We start from the raw sequence: 21,664 nt of genomic DNA on the forward strand, positions 1-21,664 counted from the left end.
CTAAAATAACTCTAGGACCCTGTCCTTAGGAAATCTATAGATAGAATTGCAAAACTCACAGGTGACCTCTATCTGGCCCTGTTCTTCTGCGATATCCATAGCTTCCTCTTTTCCTAGGTTCTGTATGAGTTCTTTGATCTTCTCTTCGGAGCAATCGCATCTGTACTCGGGCCTACCTTCTTCCAGAATGTCGAGTTTAGTATTCCAAAGCACTTGTAGTTCAGCCAAAGCCTCGGACACAGTCTTGTCAAAGACCTGATTCTTCTTGGCTTCCAGGTCGCCGGCCCATTCCCTTACTGCGTCTATATGCTCTTGTTTTGCTTCGGGCAATGCTTGCAATAAGATCCCTTTTACTCTCCAATGCAATCCGTCCAACTTCACATACGCGATCAGAAAAGAAGGGACTTGCTCCGAATCTCTTAGATAATTCTCGATATTCTCTTCAAAGCTAAGATTCCTGAAAGGAACAATGGATTGATAAATACATTCTCCGTTCTTCCAACGAAAAACCTTTAAAATGCCTATATTCTCTTCGGAGATCGGTCCGGATTCAATATCCTCTTCGGGACGATGTCGGAGTGTTGCCTTCATTCTTCCGTCTCTTGTACTATAAGCAAGTACGGAATGGATCTCCGAATTATCGTAGAAACGGATCTGAACGCTAAGCTTGGTTTCTTCCTTTACTAAGTCCGCTAAGAAGAATGCGGAAAGCATAGTCCTAGCAAGAAGTTCCGTACCTGCATCATCGAAACCGTGCAAGTTAGATGCAGCAGTTACCGCATAAGAAATTTCCGCACTGGAAAAACGAAAATGAACGTCGGGAAGGATCCCATAATAATATGTATCTTGGTTTTGCATGAAGCTTAGGCTTCCCGACCTTTGTAGGATGAGTTCCTATCTATTCTCTCCGAATCGTATCGAAAAGACAGTATTTTTTCCCGAATCCGATCGTATTTCGCGGTTTTCTTTCTGGAAAGATCGCCTGCTTCATGAAAGATCGTCCTACTTTATTTTTCAGAGAGGACCCGATGATTTTCGGAGCGGACTATTATCCCGAACAATGGACTTCTAAAGATTGGGAAGAAGACATTCGCATCATGAAAGACATGGGTTTGACCCGAGTTCGTTTAGCCGAATTCTCTTGGGCACTCGTAGAGCCAAAAGAGGGTCGCTTTGATTTTTCCTTTTGGCAGAAGATCCTAGATCTGTTTCACAAACATAAGATGGATGCGATACTAGGAACTCCTACCGCAACCTTTCCTCCTTGGTTAGCCAAGAAGTATCCTGACATTCTTCAAGTGAGAGATGGTGTGCTTAGGGGTATAGGCACCAGACGTCAGGCATGTTTTTCTTCTCCCAATTATCGAAAGGCAGTCGTTCGAGTGGTGACCAAGATGGCACAGGCCTTGGGCAAACATCCTGCAGTCATAGGTTGGCAAGTAGACAATGAGATCGGTCACGAAGGTTCCGACATAGATCATTCCGATACTTCTCTGAAAGCGTTTCGAGTCTGGCTTAAGAACAAGTACAAGACAGTTGGTAAGCTAAACGAAACCTGGGGAAATGTTTTCTGGGGAGTGATGTTTAACGATTGGAATGAGATCCCAATCCCTGGTCCTCACGTGAGCGCGGGATACAATCCTTCTATGATCCAGGACTTTTACAGATTCCATTCGGATACCGTAGTGGATTTCGTCCGACTCCAAACGGAGATCCTACGAAAACATTCTCCCGGAAGAAAATTGACCACAAATTTGTATCCGAGCCCATTTCTTCCGGTAATCGATATGTCTGAGTTGTTTACTCATTTAGACTACGTGTCTTGGGACAATTATCCGACTTGGGGAGATCAGGCAGAACCTTTTCCTCATCCGTTTATTTCGGCAATGCATCAGTACAATCGCGGCTTAAAGAACCAATCCTTCACAGTGATGGAACAGATCTCTGGTTTTCAAGGCCACGATCTACTCGGATATCTTCCCGCTCCAGGTCAGATCAAACTTTGGATGAAGCAAGCAATCGTACAAGGTTCGGATCAGATCGTATTCTTTAGATACAGGACTGCAAGATACGGGCAGGAGCAATTGTGCTATGGGATCTTGGATCACGACAAGGCTCTTACAGAAAGATATTTCGAATTGCAAAAAGGGATCTCGGAAATCCTTCCTCAGGCAGAAGACTTTGCCTCTGAAGAATTTCCGGCCGATGTCGCTCTTCTTCACGATATCGAGAACTCAAGGAATTTCAAACACCAACCTGTTTCTTCCGGTTTAAAGTACAATCCGGTTCCCTTCGCCGAAGTAGGCTATGATATCGAGATGGCCACCTGGTTCTCAGGTATGAATATCTTGAACGTCAATACTCATTTCTCTCCTATTTCTAGAACTGACTTTAGCAAGTACAAAGTATTGGTCCTTCCCCTCTATTCTATGATAGATGATACGATCGTAGAAAGACTGAGAGAGTTTGTGAAGAAGGGAGGAACGTTAGTCTTAGGTTATCGGGCCGGAGCCAAGGACAAAAACTCCTGGATGTTGGACTCCCAGATCCCGGGACCATTCTCCGAGATGGCAGGAGTAAGAGTGCGCAAATTCGAGGCTGTTTCCAACCGAGAGGTTAAATTTAGATTTAGAGTGTTACCAGGGACCTGTTCTAAGATCTGCGAGATTTTGGAGCCTACGACAGCCAAGGTCTGGGCAAGATATACGGATAAAAATAAATTCTATAAAGGAAAACCTGTAATCACCTGCAATAAATTCGGAAAAGGTTTTGTCGTATACATAGGATCTAGTTTGAGCCCCGTCTCTCTTATGCTTTTGTACAGAAGGGTCCTAAGGTTAGCCGGAATACCGTTCCAATTTTACGGGCCAAACGTGGAGAAGACCTTTCGAAAAGGAAAGTCTAAGGATTACGAGATCTATATCAATCATTCCGGAAAGAAGAGTCTGGCTGGATTCAAATTATTGAAGCCCTTCGAAGTTAGGATCTTACCCAAAAATAAAAAATGAAGCTTAATGAGATAAAAGAATTAAATAAGCTTTTACAGACCGGGACCAAAACTAAGAACGAACCGGCATCCTTGTATGTGGATAATCTTCATACTTCCTTCTTGGAATTCGAGGAAAACTATATCCTTCCTTCTACCTCCGTCTTCGAGATAGAGTTCCCGGCTGCAGAGTCGTTTTTAAAGTCCCTTCTTCATTTGGCTCCCGAGTTAGTCGCTAACTGTTTGGTGCTTCCCGAACCAAGACCTAAGAGGGACATAGATCGTCTTTTTCTAATAAAGCCGTTTTACACGGAAGGCGAGATCTTTAGAGAGAACTCTCCCGATATCTGGCAGGACAAACTTCCCCCCTATGCGATCGTGACCAGCTTTCATTTGATGCATCTTGGAGGTGCAAATAAGGAAGAGATCTTTCAGCCGGCCTCTCAGGGAAAGACAATGTCCGTTTATACCAAGAGAGTGTATTTTTCCGTCCGAGTTGTCCCTTTGGATTCCCTTAAGGTGCACGAAGGTGCGGTCATTGATTTTAGTCCGAAGAAGTACCAGGAATCCGACTTTATGGTGCAGATCTCCAGAGAGGCAACCGAGGGAGTTAGGCATACCTATTCCGAGATCTTCGACGAAGTGGACTATTCCAAGCAAATCGCGATCATCCATGAAACACTTGGCATCACTTCCGGGGATTGGACCTTGGGAAAGATTTTTGCTCCGATCGCTGTGGAATATCTTACTTTGACCGCCCGCTTCTTGGATCCTTCCCTCGAGAGCATTGCAAAGGATTTTATTTCGTTTCACCAAGTAGTTGATCTTTTGTTAAGACCGGACAGCATGACCTTAGAAGAATCGGCCCGAAACTTCTTCTTTGCTTGGCTCCGCTCTCATAAGGCGGAAAGAACCATTTCCCCATCCGGAAACATGGCCTGGAAGATATTGCGGGAGGAAAGGACATAAGACCCGCATATGGAATCGTTAGCACCACCCATTGACTTCCCGCTCGAAGAAGTGAAAAAGCGAGTCAAGTCCGTACAATCCGTATCCGGACTCATTCTAGAGTCCGCAAGAAAGCTCCAAAAAGAAATCCGAGTCTTCGGCATCATCAGCGACTCCGAAGAGAAAGAAAGGATCACCAAAGCAGACGAGTTGATGGGAAAATTCCTGATCGACTTTATCCGTCAAAACTTTCCGAACGATTCCATTATCTCTGAGGATTACTTTCGCTACGAAGGAAACAATTCCTTTCGTTGGGTCTTGGACCCGATAGACGGTTCCATGAATTTTGTAAGAGGGATCCCTCTCTATTGTGTATCGGTGGGTTTAGAACATAGGGAGACACCTGTAGCAGGAGTCGTATTCGCTCCGGAATTGGACACACGTTACTCTGCCATTCTTAGTCAGGGAGCCTTCAAGAATGGGCTCAGGATAGATGTCTCTAATACGGACGCTCTTGCTCGTTCCCTTCTCGTATCCAGTTTTCCTACGAACAGAAAGGAAATATTAAACGAAGTCATTTCTGATATCACCGCATTCATCAGCTGCGGACGTTCCATGAGAAGGACCGGTTCCTTTGTTCTAGATACTTGTTGGGTTGCAGAAGGTGTTCTGGACGGGATCTGGGAGAAGGGTGTAAAGCTCTGGGATACGGTCGCGAGCTCGGTCATTCTAACGGAAGCCGGTGGAAAATTAACCGACTTTCAAGGAAAGCACTTCTTATCCGGTCAGGCGGAAGTAGTCGCTTCTAACGGAAAGATCCACAAACAGATCATCGATATCTTGAGAAACGTTCGGATCTCAATCGGACGAAACTAAGAAGAAACTCCGGCGAGAGTAAATCCTCTCGTCGAAGCAAAGTTCCTATTACTTCAGAAATTCTTCCAAAGACTTCAATTGAGACTCGTTGAAATTGAAACGGGTCATCGCCGCACTCGGGCGTTTCGGAGTATAGCCGGGAGGATATTCTCCTTTCATTCTCGCTTCTAATAATGCAAAAGAAGAATTTGCAACGGAAGGCCCGACGGCTCCGTCAATCTTAGGATTCACATTATGACAAGCAATGCAGTTCGCCATATAGATGCTCTTTCCCTCTTCTGCCTGAGGAGAAAGTTGTTTCTCCGGCTTGCAGTTCATCACGAATTGAAGTAAGAAGAAGAGCGCTACTACACCTAAAAAAGAAAAGCGGTGAATACCGCTTTTCCTTCTCTCATTTAGAGTGATTCTTTGAGATCTCATTAAGCCGCTTTTGCCGTTAAGAGAACTTCCATCAGAATGTAAGTCAATAGAGCGAGGATAACTCCGCTTGTAATGACTCCTTTGATCGTTTTGATCGGCTTGATAGTCGGCCCGTTTTGGTCCGCAGTCAATGCATTCACTTCGATAAGAAGAGCGATCACAGCGATAATTCCTAAGAACACTCTCAATCCGTCCGGGCTATACGCCAGAGGAAGGTTGCGAGCCGCTCCCATAGCGAATAACATAGGGATAGAAAGCAATACGTTGGTTCTAGAAGCTACAAACGCTCTGTTTGCATTCGGAGCAGGATCCACAGTGGTCTCTCCTTTTGCTTTTGCGATCACAACTTTTTGATTCGGCCAAATGACAAACCATACGTTTGCCCACATGATGATCCCGAAAAGAGCGCCCACAAGGATTACCACAACCCACTGAGAGTTATGAGGGTATCCAAGAGGTCCCACTGCAAGAGCGATCATAGTAATACCGGAAAGGAAGGTGAACATTGCTCCCCATCGGAACCACCAAAGTACACGAGGTAGTAGTTTTTGAGTGGCGTTCTTTTTCGTTTCCGCGTCGGTTTCAGCAAAGAAAGGACCTTGAACAAAATTCAGATAATACAATAACCCGATCCAAGTGATTCCCGCTAAAAAGTGGATGTACTTAACTAAGAAGTAGAGACCCGTCTGAGTAGTAAAGAGGGTGAATTCCATGATTCCTCCGCACACAGTTCTAGAATAAAGTTCCGGCGCATAACGCCGAACCCAATTAGAATTATTTGTTGAAGGAGCTAAGTCAAGCAGTTTTAGAAAGTTTCTAAAATCGTTTTGCAAACTTCAAGTTTACTTGAAGTTAGTAGGATCATTTTCCTCTTAAGTCTTTCACTAATGCATTTCCGAGTTCCGTAGAGAAAGCAGGCTCATCATCTTCGTCTTGGGATTTGAAAGGAAGAAATCTATCTCTGAAAATTTCCGAACTCGCAGTTAGCACTACTTTGGTCCGACTTCCGTTTCTCTTGGTCCTCGTTTCAAATCGATTTCCTCCCTTGCCGTCGGAACCGTTCACGAGTAATTCGAACATATCTTCGAAATATTCGTCTAGATCGCTAGGAACGAATAAGCTGATCGCACTGGGAGGAAGAATGGAGAGAAACCTACCGCCTATATTCGTTTCTGGCATCTTGGTAAACTCCCCGGTCACGATATCCGTATTCCCGGTTCTATGGAATTTGAATGTATAACCAAGTCCTCGAACGTCTATCTTCAGGCCATAGACACTCAAGTAAACGTAACTCCGTAGATGCAATGTTTTCGGCGAGGACCAATATCCTCTATGAGAATCAGGAATTCCTAATATAATATTTTGTCCTTCGTTATAGAATTCTAAACCCTTTGAAAAACCTCCGGGCTGGAATAACTGGAATCGAAATGTAAGTTGCTTTAGCCTCTTGTGCCACTTTTTATACATGATCGGGAATTTTTCCTTCATGCTCTCGGACAAAGTATAGGTTAAAAAAGTGACCCCGTCTTCTCTTCGGATACTGCATTCGAAATTACTGCACAGGAATCTTTGTAGTTCCGAATAATCGGATACGCTCTTTGCATCCGCAGTCTTCAAATGATGGATCGTGCCGTCTATCATCGGAAACATATCGAAGACACTGGTTTCGGGAGAGATCATTTCTACAGTTCTTTTGATCTTGAACGTTTTCTTGGAATGAAACTCGTTCTCCTGAGCATCGACATAGATAGAATACGGATTTCCGGGACTGACCGTAAAAGCCGAAGCCGCTAGTTCCTTTTTATAGCCGTTGCCATTTTCCGAAAGATGGAAGCCCAGGATCAAATGATCGTCCTTCTTGTAGAACTTTTCTCTCGCTTCCTTGTCAGGATTGCCGGAGAGGACATTCTTAGTAGAATCTTCCTTAAATTCCTTCTGGATAACGTCTTGGTATAGAAAGTATTTCTCGAAATATTCCGCAGCGTGCGGATTCTTATGCACGCAATTTAGGAAGGAATGAGAACTAATGATTAAAACCAGATATGAATAAATTCTCTTCTTTCGATTCATTTCCTTCTTCCTTTTTTTACGAACTCGAAAAGCTCCAATACTTTAGCATCGTCCACAGTTTGGAAGTACTCCGAATGAAGAAGACTTCCTTTAGGAGAATACACCCTTAGGTATGATTTCCCTCCGACTAAACCTAGAGAAAGAATTCCTTGCTTATCCAAGAGAATACTCTCGTAATCCTTATCCTTCTCTTGTAAGATATAATCGAAAACAGTTTGAGGAGCATTCTTCAGATCTAAGTACGCGGAGAAGATCACTTTGTCCTCGTCTTTCAATAGAGTTTGCATCTTCCAATAGATCTTTCTTCCGTGTTTTCTGCATAAGACGATGTCTCTGAATCCGCAGCCCAATAGAAAATACGTATTTCCCTTCACGGAACTGGAGCTAAAAGCCACCCCTTTTTGATCCTGAAGTTGGAAGCGAGGAAGAGTAACCTGGGAATCCGAGAAGAGAAGAGCAGGCAAAAGTAAATACAAGAAAACCAAAGTTCTTTTCTTCATTCTCATCACTTTCTAGAAACCAGATCTTAATCCTTCGTAAGAAGTCTTGGCAACTATTTATTATCCAGATAAGACATCTGAATAGATTACATGTTCCACAAATATTATGTAAATTCTGAGAATTAAGAGGAAAGGAGGGAGTTTATTTTCTGTGCAATCTAAAGATCCCATCCCAGTCACCGGAAGGGAGTTGGTTCAAGACCAATTTAGTTCGCTTAGCATACAATCTTACAATATTGTCTGATGGGTTCTGCTTATATAGTTCTTTGAAAATAGAAAATGCGCTCTTAAATTGACCCGCCTTGTATAAAGTAATCCCTTCGCTGAGTTTACTCTTTGTCTGATCCTTTTGGTCTGCCATTTCCGGTGGATCCGCTTCAAAGATCTCGTACAAGATCACAGGCTGTGTCTTTCCTTTTACGATAACTGTGTCGATCTCTCTGGCTCGGATCTCCGAGAGCAGATTCAATCTTAGAAAAGTATGATGAGTGACTAGGATCTTAGTCTTGTAAAAACCAGAAAGGCTCTGCACTCTAGAAGACAGGTTCACCGTATCTCCTACCACGGTGGTATCGATCCTTCTTTCACTACCGACGGTTCCCAAGATCAAAGGTCCAGTATTCACTCCGATACCCAGATCGGCCCCTATACCTATTCCATCGTTCAAGGAATGGACATGACGCACCATATCGATTGCGGATTGCAATGCGTTGTCCGCTGAATTGAAGTTATCCTTCTCCGCTCTTTCACTATGATCGGAGAACAATGCCATGATCGCATCGCCTATGTACTTATCCACAAATCCTGCATTCTTAAAGATAATGTCTTCGAATGCGGAGAAGTATCTATTCAGGTACTTTATATTCTCATCAGGACTCAACTTCTCGGAAACCGTAGTATAACCTCTAAGGTCGGCGAAGAAGACAGACATGGTCTTCTCCTTGGAATCTCCGATCTTGATCTCCACAGGACTTTCTCGGTCCAAAATTGAAATGAATTCGGAAGGGACGAACCTGTAGAACGCATCTCTTTGCTTTGAGATCTCTTGGTTCAATGCCTGCGATTGCTTATATAAACTTACATAGCGAGAAACCAGAAGGCTGATGATCACCAAAATGAAAACGGAAAATGAGATCTTGAAGAACGGATAATGAAATCCAACGATCTTAGTCATGGCGTCCAAGGTATCCCAAAGACCGAATATCCCGCATATACCTATGCCGATCGCAAGCTTCACAGAATCAGGCTTTCTTTGGCGAATGGAATTGATCGAGAACAAGATCACATACAAAAGCATCAAAAGAAGGAGAACTTGATATACCAACAGATTAGGAAGCACATACTCAAACGGTAAAAGCCAGTTCGCAAGAAGAGAGACAAAGCTCAACCCACAGAAGATCCGTATCATCCAAAATTTTCCATCCTTCTGATAGAAAAAATCTTTCGCAAACAGCATAAAGATAGGAACGATCGGAATAAGCGCGGAGATCTCTCCTCTAAAGAAGAATTCGGTATCGGGGCCGCCTGGATAGTTTATGTATGTATTATATAGATGATAGGTAGTTAGATAAAAGTAAACGGAGGAAAGAAGAGAAAAAAGCCCAAAGTATAGATAATAAATATCCTGTTTTCTAGTAACAAAGAAAAGAACATGATAGAATCCGAATATGAAATATATTCCGAATAGAAAAATATCAAAATATTCCGATGTGGAGTTATAGATCCCTTCCAAAGACGAAAGGCGAAAATTCTTAGTATGATAAAAACCGAAATGATCGTTCGGTTTGAACGGGTTGCTATCCGCTTCTCCTAGGAATTGGATCTTGATCTCGTTCTTTCCCGGTTTCAGGATCCCGTTATTGATCGGAACGACTAAACCTTTTAAAGAACGGTTTACGCTTAAGGAATCTTCTTTGATTGGATACCATTCCTCTCGAATGACGATACCGTTTAATTCTATCTTCCAATTTTCTCCGATATCCGGGAAGTACAGCCCGGCAGGAACTTTTAAGAGTTGATCGTCTTTGTTTAGATGAAATTCAGACTTCACATCTACTTGGTGGAGTCCGCTTCTCTGTGGGATCTTAAAGATAGTATTGAAGAGCCAAGGGATCGGAGGCATATCGATCCATTCTTCTTCTGTATGGGGTTGCTTTTTGTTCTTAAGTTCCTGTTTTGGATCTGGACTTTCCGATCTACTTGGGACTAAACGTCCCTTCCATTTTAACTCGGAAAGATCTATCTTCCTTTCGGTTGTATCTTCCTGCAAACAGCCTGACTGTAGAAACAGTAAGGCCGCGCATAGAAAGAATACGAATCGTCTGGATCGAAGAAGGTCCAAAATCTGTAAGAGCTCACATTACTAGTTCGTCTTCGCCGGCACGTGCGACCACAATGTCTCCGGACTCTTCCAGTTTACGTATGATGTTAACGATTTTTTGCTGAGCGTCTTCCACGTCCTTAATCCTGATCGGACCCATAAAGTCCATATCTTCTCGAAGAAGGTTCGCAGCACGTTTCGACATGTTCTTAAAGATCTTCTCTTGCACTTCGGTATCCACCGACTTCAACGCTTTTGCTAGGTCGGAGTTATCCACTTCTCGCAATACTTTCTGTATCGCGCGGTCATCAAGTAGAACGATATCCTCGAATACGAACATCCGTTTCTTGATCTCTTCCGCAAGTTCCGGATCTTCTTCTTCAAGAGCTTCGATGATTGTCTTCTCTGTTCCACGGTCCACCAAGTTGAGGATCTCCACAACGGAGTCGATACCACCGGCAGAGGTATAGTCCTCGCTCGCGAGTGTGGAAAGTTTCCTTTCCAAGACCCGTTCCACTTCTCGAAGAACGTCAGGCGAAACCCGGTCCATGGTTGCGATCCGTTTTGCTACCTCTGCTTGGATCGTATGAGGTAGCCCGGAAAGAATACTAGATGCCTTTTGAGGATCTAGATAAGATAAAATTAATGCGATTGTCTGAGGGTGCTCGTTCTGGATAAAGTTCAATAAGTGCTGAGGGTCAGTTCTACGGATAAAGTCGAACGGACGAACCTGTAAACTCGAGGTCAGTCGATTGATAATATCGATCGCTTTTTGGTTACCGAGTGCTTTCTCGAGAAGTCCCCGAGCGAAGTCTATACCTCCGTTCGAGATGAATTCCTGAGCCATCATAAGCTCGTTGAATTCTACAAGGACCTTCTCCTTATCTTCCGGAGTGATCTTATCTAAACGAGCGATCTCGAAGGTGATCTGTTCGATCTCATCTTCTCGTAAATGTTTAAAGATCTCAGAGGATACGTCGGATCCTACGGCAATCAGAAAGATGGCCGCTTTTTGTCTTCCGGTTAGACTAGTCTTCTTATTCAGCACAGTGAGCGCGTCCTACGAGATATTATCGGCAAAAACCCCAATTTTCAAGGTAAAGTTTTTTCTCCGCTTCCCGCTTGCAAACACGACATAAAATCCTAATCTGGACCCATTCTGTAGGAGATCCTACCTTGAAACTGAAAGTTTACGAATATAAGAACTGTAGCACTTGCCGAAATGCTCTCAAATACCTAGACTCTAAAAAAATAGAATTCGAGAAGAAGGCAATCCGGGAAACCCCTCCCACAAAGGCCGAGCTTAAGAAAATGCTCAGCTATTTAGGTGGGGATTCCAAGAGGCTGTTCAATACATCCGGCGGAGATTACAAAGAATTGGGACTCAAGGACAAACTGGCTAAAATGAGTTTAGACGAACAGTTTGAGCTTTTGTCCCAAAACGGGAACTTAGTAAAGCGGCCCTTCGTTCTTGGAGAAGGTTTCGGCCTAGTCGGCTTCAAAGAAGAAGAATGGAAGGCCACCTTGCCTAAAAAATAGGATCTTATCGACCTAAGGAGCTCATAGCGGCTGCCGGATAACGTAGCCCATGAGCCGCTCCTTTCGGAGCCACAGAATCGATCCTGTTCAAGTCTTCTTTTGTTAAGCGAACCTCGCTTCCTTTCGCATTCTCTTCCAAATAAGAACGTCTCTTGGTACCAGGAATGGGAACTATATCATCTCCTTGAGCCAGAACCCAAGCAAGAGCCAACTGTCCCGGAGTCACCGATTTTTCCTTTGCGATCTCCTTGATCTTGTCCACTAGTTCCATATTCTTTTGGAAGTTCTCTCCTTGGAAACGGGGAGAAAATCTTCTGAAGTCACTCTCATCCAGATCCTCGAATTTCTGGATCTGTCCAGTTAGGAACCCACGGCCCAAAGGACTGTAAGCAACGAATCCAATTCCAAGTTCTCTACAAGTCTGCAAGATCCCATCTTCCGGATCTCTCGTCCAAAGAGAATACTCCGTTTGCAATGCACTGATCGGATGCACCTTGTGAGCTCTTCGGATCGTTTCTACACCTGCCTCGGAAAGTCCCAGGTATTTTACCTTTCCTTCTTTCACAAGTTGTGCCATTGCCCCGATTGTCTCTTCGATCGGAGTGTCCGGATCTACTCTGTGTTGGTAATACAGATCGATTTGTTCTATTCCTAATCGTTTCAAGCTGCCTTCACAGGCTTCCTTGATATATGCAGGCTTGCTATTATACCCTCTTTTAGTCGGATCGTTCGGATCTCTCACAATACCAAACTTAGTAGCGATCACTACTTGGTCTCTTTTACCTTTCAAGGCCTTTCCTACAAGAATCTCATTCGTATGAGGACCATACATGTCCGAGGTATCGAAGAAATTAATGCCTAGATCCAAGGCCCGATGGATTGTCTCTATGGATTCGGAGTCCTCCCTGGGTCCGTAAAAATCGGACATCCCCATACAACCCAGTCCTTGGCTCGAAACCAGCGGACCGATCTTTCCCAATTGTCTTTTTTGCATAAAGCCTCCCTAAAAATACTTTATAAATTACTAATACGTTCCATTCCCTTTCCTTCTCTGAGAATGGAGATGCCGTCATCGGTGCAATCCAAGATAGTAGAAAGCTCCAATTCCAAAATACCGCCGTCTACGATCCCATCCACTCGACTTCCGTATTCTTCCTCTATGCGATCCACATCGATGACGAACTCATCCTTAAAGAAAACGGAAGTTGAGGTAAGAGGATTTGGATGGATCTCTAGTAGAGCCAATAGATATTTAGAGTCCGGGATCCGAATCCCTATATTCTTTTCCTTCTGGTTTGAAAAGGAAACCCTAGGTAGATGCTTATTTGCCTTAACCACGAACGTGAAAGGTCCAGGCGTGATCCGCTTCATCAAACGAAATGCTTCATTAGAGAGTTGCTCCATATAATTTGAAGCAGTAGAAATATCTCCGCAAAGCAAGGAGAGAGGTTGGTTCTTGGAAATATTCTTTAGTTTATAAAGCTTTTCAACTCCTGTATGGGATTGAGAGTCCGCCACCAAAGCGTATACGGTATCGGTTGGAAATATATACACCCCTCCCTCGGACAATCGTTTTGAGATTTGCCCGAGTATCCTCTTCTCCGGATTCTGGGGGTGTAGTTCAAGGATCATATACCTGAGGTAACACCTCCATCCACCACTATGGCTTGTCCTGTTACGTACGCTGCCGCATTGGATGCTAAGAAGATTGCAGCCCCGGCTAGATCTTCCGGTTTTCCTAATCTTGCTAAAGGGATCCGAGCTTGCATTTGTTGTAACACTTCCGGTCTTTCCTTGATCATATCCGTCATATCGGTGTCTATAAACCCGGGACAGATTGCGTTAACTCTATATCCGGATCCCGCCCATTCTACCGCAAGAGCCCGAGTCATATTGATCACAGCTCCTTTGGTCCCACAATACACGGAGGCGAATTTCGTTCCGGCTAGTCCTAAGACTGAGGCGATATTGATAATGTTCCCACCTTTTTTCTTTTGGATCTTGTAATACGCCTGGCAGGATCTAAAAACGCCGACAAAATTCGTTTGTGTAACATTTTGGATATCGTCTTCCTTAAAAAATGCCGCAGGAAGATTGGTGGCTACGCCCGCGTTATTCACCAGAACATCTAACTTTCCATGCTTCTTTCCGATAGATTCGATGATCGGATCCATGGAACCGATTTGACGGATGTCCGCTGCAAAGGCTTCAATGCCTGTCCCTTCTAAACGTTTGATGGACTCGGCAGAAGAGCCCGTTCCATAAACAATTGCTCCTGCGTCTAAAAAGCCTTGTGCGATCTGTCTTCCTATGCCTCGAGTTGCACCCGTGACCAATACTGTTTTGCCGCTTAAATCAAATACGTTCTTCAAAATTCCCTCCCGTTCGATTTTGTATTCGGATCTGAATAATACACTTTAGGTTTGCCTCCGTCTCTCAGAACGCCACATGGATGCTTTGCTTTATCCTTGTCCGACCTTCTGCCTGCGGAGATATCGTATCTCTCGAATAGCTTCTTAGAATCTATTCTCATATTGTTGCCGTAGTCGGTATTCCTAGCCTTGATCTTTTCTTTCTTCTTAGGAGAAGGTTCCGTAGGATCCTCAGGCTCTTTTTCCTTCTTTGCTTCTTCTTCGATCTTATAATCGTTTTTTAATACGTCTCTGTCTATATAATGGGAATAGCCGTCGTATTCTTCGTGAAAAGGATCACAATCAGACAGATCCGGAACGACTACCATCTGATCGCAAAATAGATCCAACCAATTGCAAGTGGCCTTGATCGTGTTTTTTTTGAAGTTTTGAAGATTGAATCCTCTACAAGAGCCCAAGAACAGAATGGATAGAAGAAGAAGCACTTTATATAATTTCATATTCTCTATCCTTAATTTCGGATGAATTTCTCTCTTTTCTTATTTTTTACCATCTTCAGTGCTCGAAGATTTAGATGAGTCCGGCTGACCTTTGGCTTCGCCAGGTCTTTTTCCCTTTCGATCTTGGTACACATTCCGAATAGCTTGTTTTTCTTTAGCTCGATTCTTCTCTTCTTGATCGTGAATCACTTCCAGACAATCGTCCCAGTATTTTACTTCTTCAGGGCTTAGATAGTCCGTTTCCAGCACCTTATTCTTGGACAATTTTTCTTCGGATTCTAACTTCCCTTCTTTTGCTTTTTCCAAAAGGATCTTGGCCTTGTATAATTGAAGCAGGCCTTGTTTTGCTAAGTATAAGTTCTGTCCTTGGTTCCCATTCTCTCTTTCTAATTTTGCAGCAAGCCAGGTATCTCTATAGATCTGCAGATGTTTTTCCATCACAGGAATGTATTGTCTGCCGGGAGCATCCGTGTCTAACTTCATGTCCACAACCTTTGGCTGGATATCTTTCTCTAAAGCTTCGGAACGGGAGAATACATCCTTCGCTTGCGCTTCTGCAGATTGGTCCAATTTCGTTTTCAAAGCTTGGAATTGATTTCCTGCCGAATCCCATTCCCCTCTCTGGAAACTAGACTCTGCCTTGGAATAATCGCTCAGATAGGAATCCCAGTCCGCCTTCTTACCGAAATTCAGCAGACTAGTTCGTAGATAGCGCAAAGAGATCCAAGATTTTTTTCGAAGAGAGTAAGCTCTCGATTTAGGATCCGAATTCGGGTTAGAGGTGGTGGAAGCAACCTTAGATTCTTGTCCTTCTTTCTTTTGAGCCTGACTCCCTTCTTGAGACAATAAGGAAGAACTGAATAAAATACAAAAGAAGATACCGATCGCAATTTTTGAGAATATCGCAAAACGCTTATAAAAGAAATTCATCGAATCAATCCGTGCAGACATTGATACTGGGAAAAGGAGTGTCTGGCAAGGCTTTTCTTTTAGGTTGGATATATGTTGATTTTAAGGTCCCAATCTCCTAGACGAAAAGAGATCTTGCAGTCCTTAGGCTTAGAATTCCAAGTCTTGCCCTTGCCTATAAACGAAGCAAACCTAGACCAAGAAAAACCATTAGAGTATTTAAAGCGCGTTACCGTCGCGAAGTTAGGACCTTCTTCCGCAGATACCGAACAGGTGATCGTTTCTTCCGATACGATCGTAGTTTACCAAGATAGAATTTTACAAAAACCTGCTGATGATGTGGAAGCTTTTCAAATGTTATCCATGTTAAGTGGAAAGTCTCATCGAGTATATTCCGGTATAGGGATCCGAACTGCTAACTCAGAGATCTTTGATTACGATTCTTCCGATGTAGAGTTTCATGATTGGAAGGAAGATCAGATCAAAGCATATATTTTGGAGGCAAAACCATTTGATAAGGCCGGAGCATACGGGATCCAAGACAGGAATTCTCCTGCAAAATCCTACCAAGGTTCTTATACCAATATACTAGGATTTCCCATCCGAAAGTTTTTCTTATACCATTCTCTTTGGTCAAAATTTCTTTGATCCGATATTTTGAGATCAGACTCATAGAGAAGCTGAGAAGAGATTCTTCAGAAAGAGACGAAATCTTTATTCTATAGAGGCCCGTCTCTTAAACTAAAGAGACTAAGCCCGGATAATATATTAGAAAAATCGAATAAATTCGGAGAATTAAGCGTAGAGATCCAGAAGTCTTCCTTTGGCGGAAGTCTCTTTGCCTGGAAGTTCACCTTCTTTTCCATAAAGCTGGAGTGCTTTTCCGAGATCGGAAAAATCTCTCTGGCGGATCGGTTCGATCGCAGGGACTTCCGATCTATTTAAGATAGGTTTGATATAAGTAAGATACTCTTCGGGAGTAGAAATTCTTTGAACGCCGTCGCTGATCCTCATATTTCCTCCTGGCAGAGCTCCGCCTGAAGTAAATATCGGAAAAACCCCGAACCCACTTTAGGAAAAGAAAAGGATCTAGGCTTGACTGTCCGAGAATCGGCCTCAATATGAATTCCGTGACCAACCCGAAGGAAGCGACCGTTTACGAGAATCTGATCGATTTTCTACACAAAACCAAACCGAGTATAGAATCGCTTCCTCAGGTTCTATTTGTGGTCTCCCAGGATTCTTACGAATTCGGGGTGGTCAGCGATCTCTACAAAAACGCGTATAAGAGGAATGCGGACTCGTACGAGATCGTAGTCTTCGTGGCAGAGCCCGGCGACCTGGAGAACTTCCAAAGCGAGGCCTCAAATCTAGACATGTTCGCGGCCCAGAAATTATTCATTATCAAATCAGGAGTCGCCTTCTTCAAACCCTGGGTAGGAAAGAATAAGTCCAAGACTTCTCCCAAAGCGAACTCCATCCATTTGCCCGAATCAGTAAGAGTGATTGTGCATTACGACCATTGGGATATTCCAAAAGAACTTCTTTCGATTTTCGGACAAGGTTCCTCGTATTTTAAATCCTCTAAGATCTTTCCAGACAAACGAAAAGATGCCTTTTTAAGAGCTTGCAGAGAAGTAGAAGTCAAACTAGACGAAGAGGCAGAAGAAGAGTTCCTACTAAAAGTAAGCCCGAGTGCCGGAGCCTACTTACGTAATCTTGAAAAACTCAAACTCTATTTGGGAAAGAAATCCTTTGGGATTGCAGACCTGAGAGAAGTATTATTCCAGAGTTCCGAGTTCAGCTCTTCGGAGATCGTGGATTATTTTTTTGAAAAGGATTACGGAAGATTTTCCAGAGAATTTTCCAAATTCAAGATTGGAAAGGATTCCATCCTGATCTTTCTCTCCTTATTAAAAGAGCATTTGGACCAGTTGAGGATCTACAAGATCATTCTTCGGCTGTATGAAAAGGTTCTCAGCGAGAAAGAGCAATCCTCGCTATTAGGGATAGAGGCTTATTCTCCTGCAAGAAAAAGCCATATATTCAGACGACTGCGCAAAGAAAGTTCTTCTTTCTCAGATATGGAGATCAAAGAACTTTATGAATTCTTGATAGATATGAATCAGAAAGTTAAAACCGGTTCGGAAAAGGAAGAAACCATCTACTATTTCTTCAGGAAGATGGAGGAGTTTTTCCATCCTGCGAGTCGAACAGCTCGAACTCGGTGATCTTTCTATAGATCGTTCTTTCCGAGATCCCAAGGATCCTTGCCGCCTTCTCTCTATTCCCGTTTACCAGGATTAAATTGCGACGAATGATCTCTCTTTCATAGTCCCGAAGTGGGATCCCGGTTCGGACTGAAAGATCGCTGTTTTGCTTGTATCCTGTTTCAAATAGTTCGGGAGGAAGATGCTTGGTATCCAAAGTCTTTACATTATGCAAGGAAACCATTCCCTCCAAAAGATTCTTTAACTGGTGTAGATTTCCTGGATAATCGTATTCCAAAAGGAAGCGTCCTAGCTTTTCAGAGATCTTAATATTCTTTCGGTTATATCTCTTCCCTATAAGTTCCAGAAAAAGGCGAGTGAGTGCGGGGATATCTTCTTTACGATCTCTTAATGTAGGAAGCCGGATCTGTAAAGTTTGCACTTCCACAAATAAGGATTCTTGGACCTGACCTGCTTTTACCTTCTCCGCAAAACTAAGATCGTCCGAGAGAAGATATCGATTCTTTCCTTTTTCATTCCGGATCTTCTGAAGAAGTTGGACTTGAAAATTTGGCCCCAGATTAGAGACGCCTTCTAAAAAGATCGTACTGCCGACCCTTCCGTCTAACCTAGAGAAGAATTCTCCGACTTCCTCTTCCGATTCGGAAACGGAGAAATCATACGATTGGTATTGGGGAAATCGTTCCTTACAAAGGGAATAGAAAGCTAAACCGAGGTGACTCTTTCCTGTCCCGCTCTCTCCAAGTAGTAAGAGAGGAAGGTCGGATGAAGCGGCTTGTTTCATCCTCTCCAAGATCTTTCGAGTCAGAGGGGATAATGCAATAAAACTAGATTCGTCCATCTTCTGCCTACGGCTGAGAAACTTCCAATATCTCTCCTCGGATCAGGCAATCGAATTTGAATTTCTCCGTATTCCGAAAATAGTTTCGGGCGATAGACGGATCGCATTCTAATGTCTTTGCCGGCGAGAAAGGATAGGATTCCAATGATTCCGGTATTACTTCGACCCCCTCCGATGAAAAAGAGGATGAAAGAAACGTAGCGGCCCAAAGACCTTTTTTACCTTCTCCGAAACCGTTGGATTGAGGGATCCTGATCCAAAAGGCCTTCGCACCCGATTTTACGAGAGCTTTCGGGAAATTCCCGAAATATTCCGCATTCGATGAATTACTTACGATCTTTGCCAGTTGCGAAGAGAAATTACTTCGAACGGGTTCAGATGTGATCACCTTCTCCTTGCGGACTTCTTCATAGATCGAAGCTAGGCTCCAGGGATTTAGAAATTCTCCTACCGAATATTTTCCGGCAAATTCGACCTTCTCTAAATCTGATGTTTCCAAATTTACTTTAGAATCTGGGGTCTGAGGAGTCGTGTAGAGTTTTCCTTCTCGAAATACTAATGTTTTGGAGTCCCGGGACGTGGTGATTCTCTGAAAATAAGTGATTTCTTTGAACTCCGCTCCTCTCTTTGCTGCTTCTTTATGTTCCCTTCTGGATTCTGGGCCGGAATAAGAAGAATACAAAATGGAAACGGGAGTACCCGACTGTCTCAATCCTTCGATGGCAGAACCGTATCCACTGACTACGTTCGCAAATTTCGCGTTTGTAAGAATAGTAACGCTTCTTTCTTTTTTTCTTCCGGGAGAATCCTCCGAAGCTAGAACTCTTCTGAGCCGGAGTAAGGCGTTGGTGAGATTCTCAGTATCCGATTTTCCTTCGGATTTAAAATCCTTCCATTGTTTGATGAATTCCGAACGGCTCGACTCCGGATAGACTTTAGATCCATTCTCGCTGAAAACAACGAGCCTAAATTTTGTTTCAGGCTGCCAAGAAATCGCCTCCAATTGAGACATAAATTCTTTCCTTTCAGGAGCGTAGGAATATGAGGCATCCAAAACAAAGATCTGGGTCTTATTCGTACGAACCGTTTCCCTGTTATAAGTTTCTTTTCTTTGCTTTTTGGGAACCAAAGGAAAGGAATCCTTGGTCAACCTTTCTATCGTGTCGAAGAGATCTTTTCGACCAACGACGGAGTATTCTTCCATTCTTGATAAATTGCAATCGTAGACAGATCGATCGATCCGGATCTTTTCATGGATCTCGATCATGTCTCTTACTACATAATCCGATTTGAGTCGGTAACATGTTTGTTTGAATTTCTCTCTCGATACTTGAGGAACTAGAAAATCTTTTATTTCCGGGTCGGATGAATTTAACATCTGCTCTTTTAATTGAACAGAATAGATCCTGGTCGCGTAAAACTGACCAAGTCTTGCGAGTTCAAAAGGTTTTTCACCTGTTCCCTCGATGGATTGAGGTGCCTGACCCTCCCAACTTCCAGGAAGAAAAGCGATCGTCGTCGCTATTGCGTCGTTACTCGTTAGAAGTAGCAGAGCCAGTGTGATAGAAAGGAAATTTATTGACAATTGTGCATTGCGAATTAACTTAATTTTCCCCGTAAGTGCACCAAATTCAATTTTAAACGTAGTCATTAAAAAATAGCTTGCGGAATCCGTTTATCGGATATATTCCTCAATTCCATCTGATCAAGGAGAAAATGATGATCAAGAAAGTTATCGCTATTTCGCTTTCCGCTGCATTACTAACCTATTGCGGAGCAAATACTGCCCAAAAAGACGCTACTTCCGTAGGTGACGGAGGATGGTCTTTCGAAGGTTGGGGTGGACCACCTGAGCAAAGAAACGACGGTAAAACTCCTAAGGACACGAATCCAAAAGATTATTACTACATGAAGTTCTCTTCTCGCGCATCTGCTAAGGCAGTCGCTAAAAAAAGCCCTGCAATGATGCAGTCTACTTGCCGCGAAGCTTCTCGTCTACAAGGCGCTTCCGACGTAGTTAAGAAAATGGTTGGTGAGACTGTTGAATCCGCTTCCGGAGTATCCGACGGCGAGGCAACTGCTTCTGTAATCGTTTCTCAATCTGCAGGTGTTGTTAAAGGTGTGGGAGTTTACGAGTGTAAAGCTACCGGCGCTGGTTCCGATCCTAAAGATGTTTCTAAAGACAACTGGGAAGAATGCCAATGCGTAATTTACGCTAAGTTCCCTGGTGGACGCGACGCTCTAGTTGCAAAAGCACAAGAGGTCGGAAAATAATCCAATTTTCCTGACTTTTTAGTCTGCTTAAATGCAAAACCCCACTGCTGAATGGTAGTGGGGTTTTTTATTTTCTGAAGGCTTATCCTTCTATTTTTTTCTTACGGGGAATAAACCTATTCGGTTAGAGATAGACCGAACTCAGTCGCAAGAGTATTTGCATCGTCTTGGAATTGGTCACCCTTCTCAGCTACGGTCTTGAGAGTCTTAATAGCTTCTGCTTTCAGTTTATCTTGCTTAGCTGTATCATCCGTAACTTTTGCAAGTTCGATTAGAGTTCCACTGGCAGCCTTTAGATTGCGTAGGCTATCTCCGAGTAAAGGATCTCTGGATAGAGTAGGGGAATTCGGTTGGATCCAAACTCCTAAAAGATTATTTAGCTTTCCGCTCTTCAAAATAGATCCGTAACAATTGACCTTCGCAAAATCGCCGTTGGTTTCGATCTCGAAACAGTACATTCCTCTTTCTAGTTTTCCCTTGGTGGGAGAAGTTAAAGAATTCTTAACGAATGCTTGGTCTCCGTCGCCAACTGCAAATAGCACTGCCTCGAAAAAGTTTTTAGAAGGAGCGTAACCTTCTTTATTGTCCACTGTCTTCAGTTTTAGATACTCGGTAACCGTTTTGTTTCCCTTCGCATCCAGACCTTCATGATTTACTATCTCGAGTCCGGTCACTTCTTCCATTCCGTAAACTGTCGTAACGAATTCGGCCTTGTTTGTTGTACCAGGTTTTTTGTAGATCGATTGATCGAATCCGGAGTACTTAGTTCCTACGATCTGTGGAACCGGAGCCTCCTCTTTTTTGCATGCGATTAGTACGAGTAATGCCGCAAATACAGATGCGGTCAGAATTTTATTGCCAATTCCCATTCCAAGAAT

At 43.3% G+C, this 21,664-nt stretch carries 23 protein-coding genes; 7 read left to right on the forward strand and 16 right to left on the reverse strand.

Features of this window, described 5'->3' with window-relative positions:
* On the reverse strand, positions 1–858 hold the full coding sequence (locus EHO57_RS07485) for an Hsp33 family molecular chaperone HslO (RefSeq protein WP_135644352.1): 858 nt from the start codon (positions 856–858) through the stop codon (positions 1–3).
* A gap of 170 nt (positions 859–1,028) precedes the next feature.
* On the opposite strand from EHO57_RS07485, the gene EHO57_RS07490 reads away from it, so the two are divergent.
* Genes EHO57_RS07490 through EHO57_RS07500 form a run of 3 tightly spaced genes read left to right on the forward strand, consistent with a single transcriptional unit; the run spans position 1,029 to position 4,810 of the window.
* Complete coding sequence (locus tag EHO57_RS07490) at positions 1,029–3,008, forward strand: beta-galactosidase (protein WP_135645434.1); 1,980 nt, start codon at positions 1,029–1,031, stop codon at positions 3,006–3,008.
* Positions 3,005–3,955 carry an LIC_10030 family protein gene (locus EHO57_RS07495; protein ID WP_135644353.1) on the forward strand — a complete coding sequence of 317 codons (951 nt, stop codon included), beginning with the start codon at positions 3,005–3,007 and terminating at the stop codon, positions 3,953–3,955. Before EHO57_RS07490 ends, EHO57_RS07495 begins: the two co-directional genes overlap by 4 nt.
* Before the next feature lie 9 nt (positions 3,956–3,964).
* The gene (locus tag EHO57_RS07500) at positions 3,965–4,810 is read left to right on the forward strand and encodes an inositol monophosphatase family protein (RefSeq protein ID WP_135644355.1); all 846 of its coding nucleotides are present in this window, start codon (positions 3,965–3,967) and stop codon (positions 4,808–4,810) included.
* Between the two features lie 48 nt (positions 4,811–4,858).
* Here EHO57_RS07500 and EHO57_RS07505 read toward each other — a convergent pair whose 3' ends face one another.
* The 6 genes from EHO57_RS07505 to fliG all read right to left on the reverse strand — a co-directional run bounded on the left by EHO57_RS07505 (position 4,859) and on the right by fliG (position 11,168).
* Positions 4,859–5,230, reverse strand: coding sequence for a c-type cytochrome (locus EHO57_RS07505; protein ID WP_135644357.1), 372 nt, complete (start codon positions 5,228–5,230; stop codon positions 4,859–4,861).
* The gene (locus EHO57_RS07510; protein WP_167882264.1) at positions 5,230–5,943 is read right to left on the reverse strand and encodes a urate hydroxylase PuuD; all 714 of its coding nucleotides are present in this window, start codon (positions 5,941–5,943) and stop codon (positions 5,230–5,232) included. Before EHO57_RS07510 ends, EHO57_RS07505 begins: the two co-directional genes overlap by 1 nt.
* Before the next feature lie 148 nt (positions 5,944–6,091).
* Positions 6,092–7,300, reverse strand: coding sequence for an LIC10025 family lipoprotein (locus EHO57_RS07515; RefSeq protein WP_135644361.1), 1,209 nt, complete (start codon positions 7,298–7,300; stop codon positions 6,092–6,094).
* Complete coding sequence (locus EHO57_RS07520) at positions 7,297–7,800, reverse strand: hypothetical protein (RefSeq protein WP_135644363.1); 504 nt, start codon at positions 7,798–7,800, stop codon at positions 7,297–7,299. Before EHO57_RS07520 ends, EHO57_RS07515 begins: the two co-directional genes overlap by 4 nt.
* 142 nt (positions 7,801–7,942) lie before the next feature.
* The gene (locus EHO57_RS07525; RefSeq protein ID WP_135645436.1) at positions 7,943–9,922 is read right to left on the reverse strand and encodes an adenylate/guanylate cyclase domain-containing protein; all 1,980 of its coding nucleotides are present in this window, start codon (positions 9,920–9,922) and stop codon (positions 7,943–7,945) included.
* A gap of 232 nt (positions 9,923–10,154) precedes the next feature.
* A complete protein-coding gene (fliG, locus tag EHO57_RS07530; RefSeq protein WP_008589915.1) occupies positions 10,155–11,168 on the reverse strand; it encodes a flagellar motor switch protein FliG in 1,014 nt (337 codons plus the stop codon).
* 128 nt (positions 11,169–11,296) lie between these two features.
* Between fliG and EHO57_RS07535 the strand changes: the two genes are divergently transcribed.
* Positions 11,297–11,659: an arsenate reductase family protein gene (locus EHO57_RS07535; protein ID WP_135644365.1), complete on the forward strand. Its 363-nt coding sequence runs from the start codon at positions 11,297–11,299 to the stop codon at positions 11,657–11,659.
* Between the two features lie 4 nt (positions 11,660–11,663).
* Here EHO57_RS07535 and EHO57_RS07540 read toward each other — a convergent pair whose 3' ends face one another.
* Genes EHO57_RS07540 through EHO57_RS07560 form a run of 5 tightly spaced genes read right to left on the reverse strand, consistent with a single transcriptional unit; the run spans position 11,664 to position 15,461 of the window.
* On the reverse strand, positions 11,664–12,653 hold the full coding sequence (locus EHO57_RS07540) for an aldo/keto reductase (protein WP_135644367.1): 990 nt from the start codon (positions 12,651–12,653) through the stop codon (positions 11,664–11,666).
* A 20-nt stretch (positions 12,654–12,673) separates the two neighbouring features.
* Positions 12,674–13,291: an L-threonylcarbamoyladenylate synthase gene (locus EHO57_RS07545; protein ID WP_135644369.1), complete on the reverse strand. Its 618-nt coding sequence runs from the start codon at positions 13,289–13,291 to the stop codon at positions 12,674–12,676.
* Positions 13,288–14,031 (reverse strand): SDR family NAD(P)-dependent oxidoreductase, encoded by a 744-nt coding sequence (locus EHO57_RS07550; RefSeq protein ID WP_135644371.1) that lies wholly within the window; start codon positions 14,029–14,031, stop codon positions 13,288–13,290. The genes EHO57_RS07545 and EHO57_RS07550 overlap by 4 nt, the downstream gene beginning before the upstream one ends.
* Positions 14,028–14,531, reverse strand: coding sequence for a hypothetical protein (locus tag EHO57_RS07555; RefSeq protein WP_135644373.1), 504 nt, complete (start codon positions 14,529–14,531; stop codon positions 14,028–14,030). The genes EHO57_RS07550 and EHO57_RS07555 overlap by 4 nt, the downstream gene beginning before the upstream one ends.
* Positions 14,532–14,570: 39 nt before the next feature.
* A complete protein-coding gene (locus EHO57_RS07560) occupies positions 14,571–15,461 on the reverse strand; it encodes a hypothetical protein (RefSeq protein ID WP_135644375.1) in 891 nt (296 codons plus the stop codon).
* 72 nt (positions 15,462–15,533) lie between these two features.
* Here EHO57_RS07560 and EHO57_RS07565 point away from each other — a divergent pair, with 72 nt between their 5' ends.
* Complete coding sequence (locus EHO57_RS07565) at positions 15,534–16,088, forward strand: nucleoside triphosphate pyrophosphatase (protein WP_135644377.1); 555 nt, start codon at positions 15,534–15,536, stop codon at positions 16,086–16,088.
* Between the two features lie 147 nt (positions 16,089–16,235).
* On the opposite strand, the gene EHO57_RS07570 is transcribed toward EHO57_RS07565, so the two are convergent.
* Positions 16,236–16,454, reverse strand: a complete 219-nt coding sequence (locus EHO57_RS07570; protein WP_135644379.1) for a hypothetical protein — start codon at positions 16,452–16,454, stop codon at positions 16,236–16,238.
* 107 nt (positions 16,455–16,561) lie between these two features.
* Here EHO57_RS07570 and holA point away from each other — a divergent pair, with 107 nt between their 5' ends.
* On the forward strand, positions 16,562–17,671 hold the full coding sequence (holA, locus tag EHO57_RS07575; RefSeq protein ID WP_135644381.1) for a DNA polymerase III subunit delta: 1,110 nt from the start codon (positions 16,562–16,564) through the stop codon (positions 17,669–17,671).
* Here the strand turns inward: holA and EHO57_RS07580 are convergent.
* Together EHO57_RS07580 and EHO57_RS07585 are read right to left on the reverse strand one after the other, a co-directional pair.
* The gene (locus EHO57_RS07580; protein ID WP_135644383.1) at positions 17,616–18,512 is read right to left on the reverse strand and encodes an AAA-type ATPase lid domain-containing protein; all 897 of its coding nucleotides are present in this window, start codon (positions 18,510–18,512) and stop codon (positions 17,616–17,618) included. The two genes, holA and EHO57_RS07580, sit on opposite strands and share 56 nt — an antisense overlap.
* A gap of 7 nt (positions 18,513–18,519) precedes the next feature.
* Positions 18,520–20,097 carry an LIC10012 family protein gene (locus EHO57_RS07585; protein ID WP_135644385.1) on the reverse strand — a complete coding sequence of 526 codons (1,578 nt, stop codon included), beginning with the start codon at positions 20,095–20,097 and terminating at the stop codon, positions 18,520–18,522.
* 134 nt (positions 20,098–20,231) lie between these two features.
* On the opposite strand from EHO57_RS07585, the gene EHO57_RS07590 reads away from it, so the two are divergent.
* On the forward strand, positions 20,232–20,786 hold the full coding sequence (locus tag EHO57_RS07590) for a lipoprotein LipL21 (RefSeq protein ID WP_135645437.1): 555 nt from the start codon (positions 20,232–20,234) through the stop codon (positions 20,784–20,786).
* A 116-nt stretch (positions 20,787–20,902) separates the two neighbouring features.
* Here the strand turns inward: EHO57_RS07590 and lenA are convergent, their stop codons facing one another.
* Positions 20,903–21,655, reverse strand: coding sequence for a lipoprotein LenA (lenA, locus tag EHO57_RS07595; protein ID WP_135644387.1), 753 nt, complete (start codon positions 21,653–21,655; stop codon positions 20,903–20,905).
* Between the last annotated feature and the right edge of the window lie 9 nt (positions 21,656–21,664).

This window comes from Leptospira langatensis (assembly GCF_004770615.1).
Classification (GTDB): Bacteria; Spirochaetota; Leptospiria; order Leptospirales; family Leptospiraceae; genus Leptospira_B; species Leptospira_B langatensis.

Excerpts from the sequence above, each read along its gene's own strand:
- EHO57_RS07560 (WP_135644375.1), bottom strand. The coding sequence starts at position 15,461 with ATGAATTTCTTTTATAAGCGTTTTGCGATATTCTCAAAAATTGCGATC.
- EHO57_RS07500 (WP_135644355.1), top strand. The coding sequence starts at position 3,965 with ATGGAATCGTTAGCACCACCCATTGACTTCCCGCTCGAAGAAGTGAAA.
- EHO57_RS07570 (WP_135644379.1), bottom strand. The coding sequence starts at position 16,454 with ATGAGGATCAGCGACGGCGTTCAAAGAATTTCTACTCCCGAAGAGTAT.
- lenA (WP_135644387.1), bottom strand. The coding sequence starts at position 21,655 with ATGGGAATTGGCAATAAAATTCTGACCGCATCTGTATTTGCGGCATTA.
- holA (WP_135644381.1), top strand. The coding sequence starts at position 16,562 with ATGAATTCCGTGACCAACCCGAAGGAAGCGACCGTTTACGAGAATCTG.
- EHO57_RS07545 (WP_135644369.1), bottom strand. The coding sequence starts at position 13,291 with ATGATCCTTGAACTACACCCCCAGAATCCGGAGAAGAGGATACTCGGG.
- EHO57_RS07525 (WP_135645436.1), bottom strand. The coding sequence starts at position 9,922 with ATGCCTCCGATCCCTTGGCTCTTCAATACTATCTTTAAGATCCCACAG.
- EHO57_RS07510 (WP_167882264.1), bottom strand. The coding sequence starts at position 5,943 with ATGGAATTCACCCTCTTTACTACTCAGACGGGTCTCTACTTCTTAGTT.
- EHO57_RS07590 (WP_135645437.1), top strand. The coding sequence starts at position 20,232 with ATGATCAAGAAAGTTATCGCTATTTCGCTTTCCGCTGCATTACTAACC.
- EHO57_RS07505 (WP_135644357.1), bottom strand. The coding sequence starts at position 5,230 with ATGAGATCTCAAAGAATCACTCTAAATGAGAGAAGGAAAAGCGGTATT.
- EHO57_RS07520 (WP_135644363.1), bottom strand. The coding sequence starts at position 7,800 with ATGAAGAAAAGAACTTTGGTTTTCTTGTATTTACTTTTGCCTGCTCTT.
- EHO57_RS07565 (WP_135644377.1), top strand. The coding sequence starts at position 15,534 with ATGTTGATTTTAAGGTCCCAATCTCCTAGACGAAAAGAGATCTTGCAG.
- EHO57_RS07555 (WP_135644373.1), bottom strand. The coding sequence starts at position 14,531 with ATGAAATTATATAAAGTGCTTCTTCTTCTATCCATTCTGTTCTTGGGC.
- EHO57_RS07540 (WP_135644367.1), bottom strand. The coding sequence starts at position 12,653 with ATGCAAAAAAGACAATTGGGAAAGATCGGTCCGCTGGTTTCGAGCCAA.
- EHO57_RS07490 (WP_135645434.1), top strand. The coding sequence starts at position 1,029 with ATGATTTTCGGAGCGGACTATTATCCCGAACAATGGACTTCTAAAGAT.
- EHO57_RS07515 (WP_135644361.1), bottom strand. The coding sequence starts at position 7,300 with ATGAATCGAAAGAAGAGAATTTATTCATATCTGGTTTTAATCATTAGT.
- EHO57_RS07485 (WP_135644352.1), bottom strand. The coding sequence starts at position 858 with ATGCAAAACCAAGATACATATTATTATGGGATCCTTCCCGACGTTCAT.
- EHO57_RS07495 (WP_135644353.1), top strand. The coding sequence starts at position 3,005 with ATGAAGCTTAATGAGATAAAAGAATTAAATAAGCTTTTACAGACCGGG.
- EHO57_RS07580 (WP_135644383.1), bottom strand. The coding sequence starts at position 18,512 with ATGGACGAATCTAGTTTTATTGCATTATCCCCTCTGACTCGAAAGATC.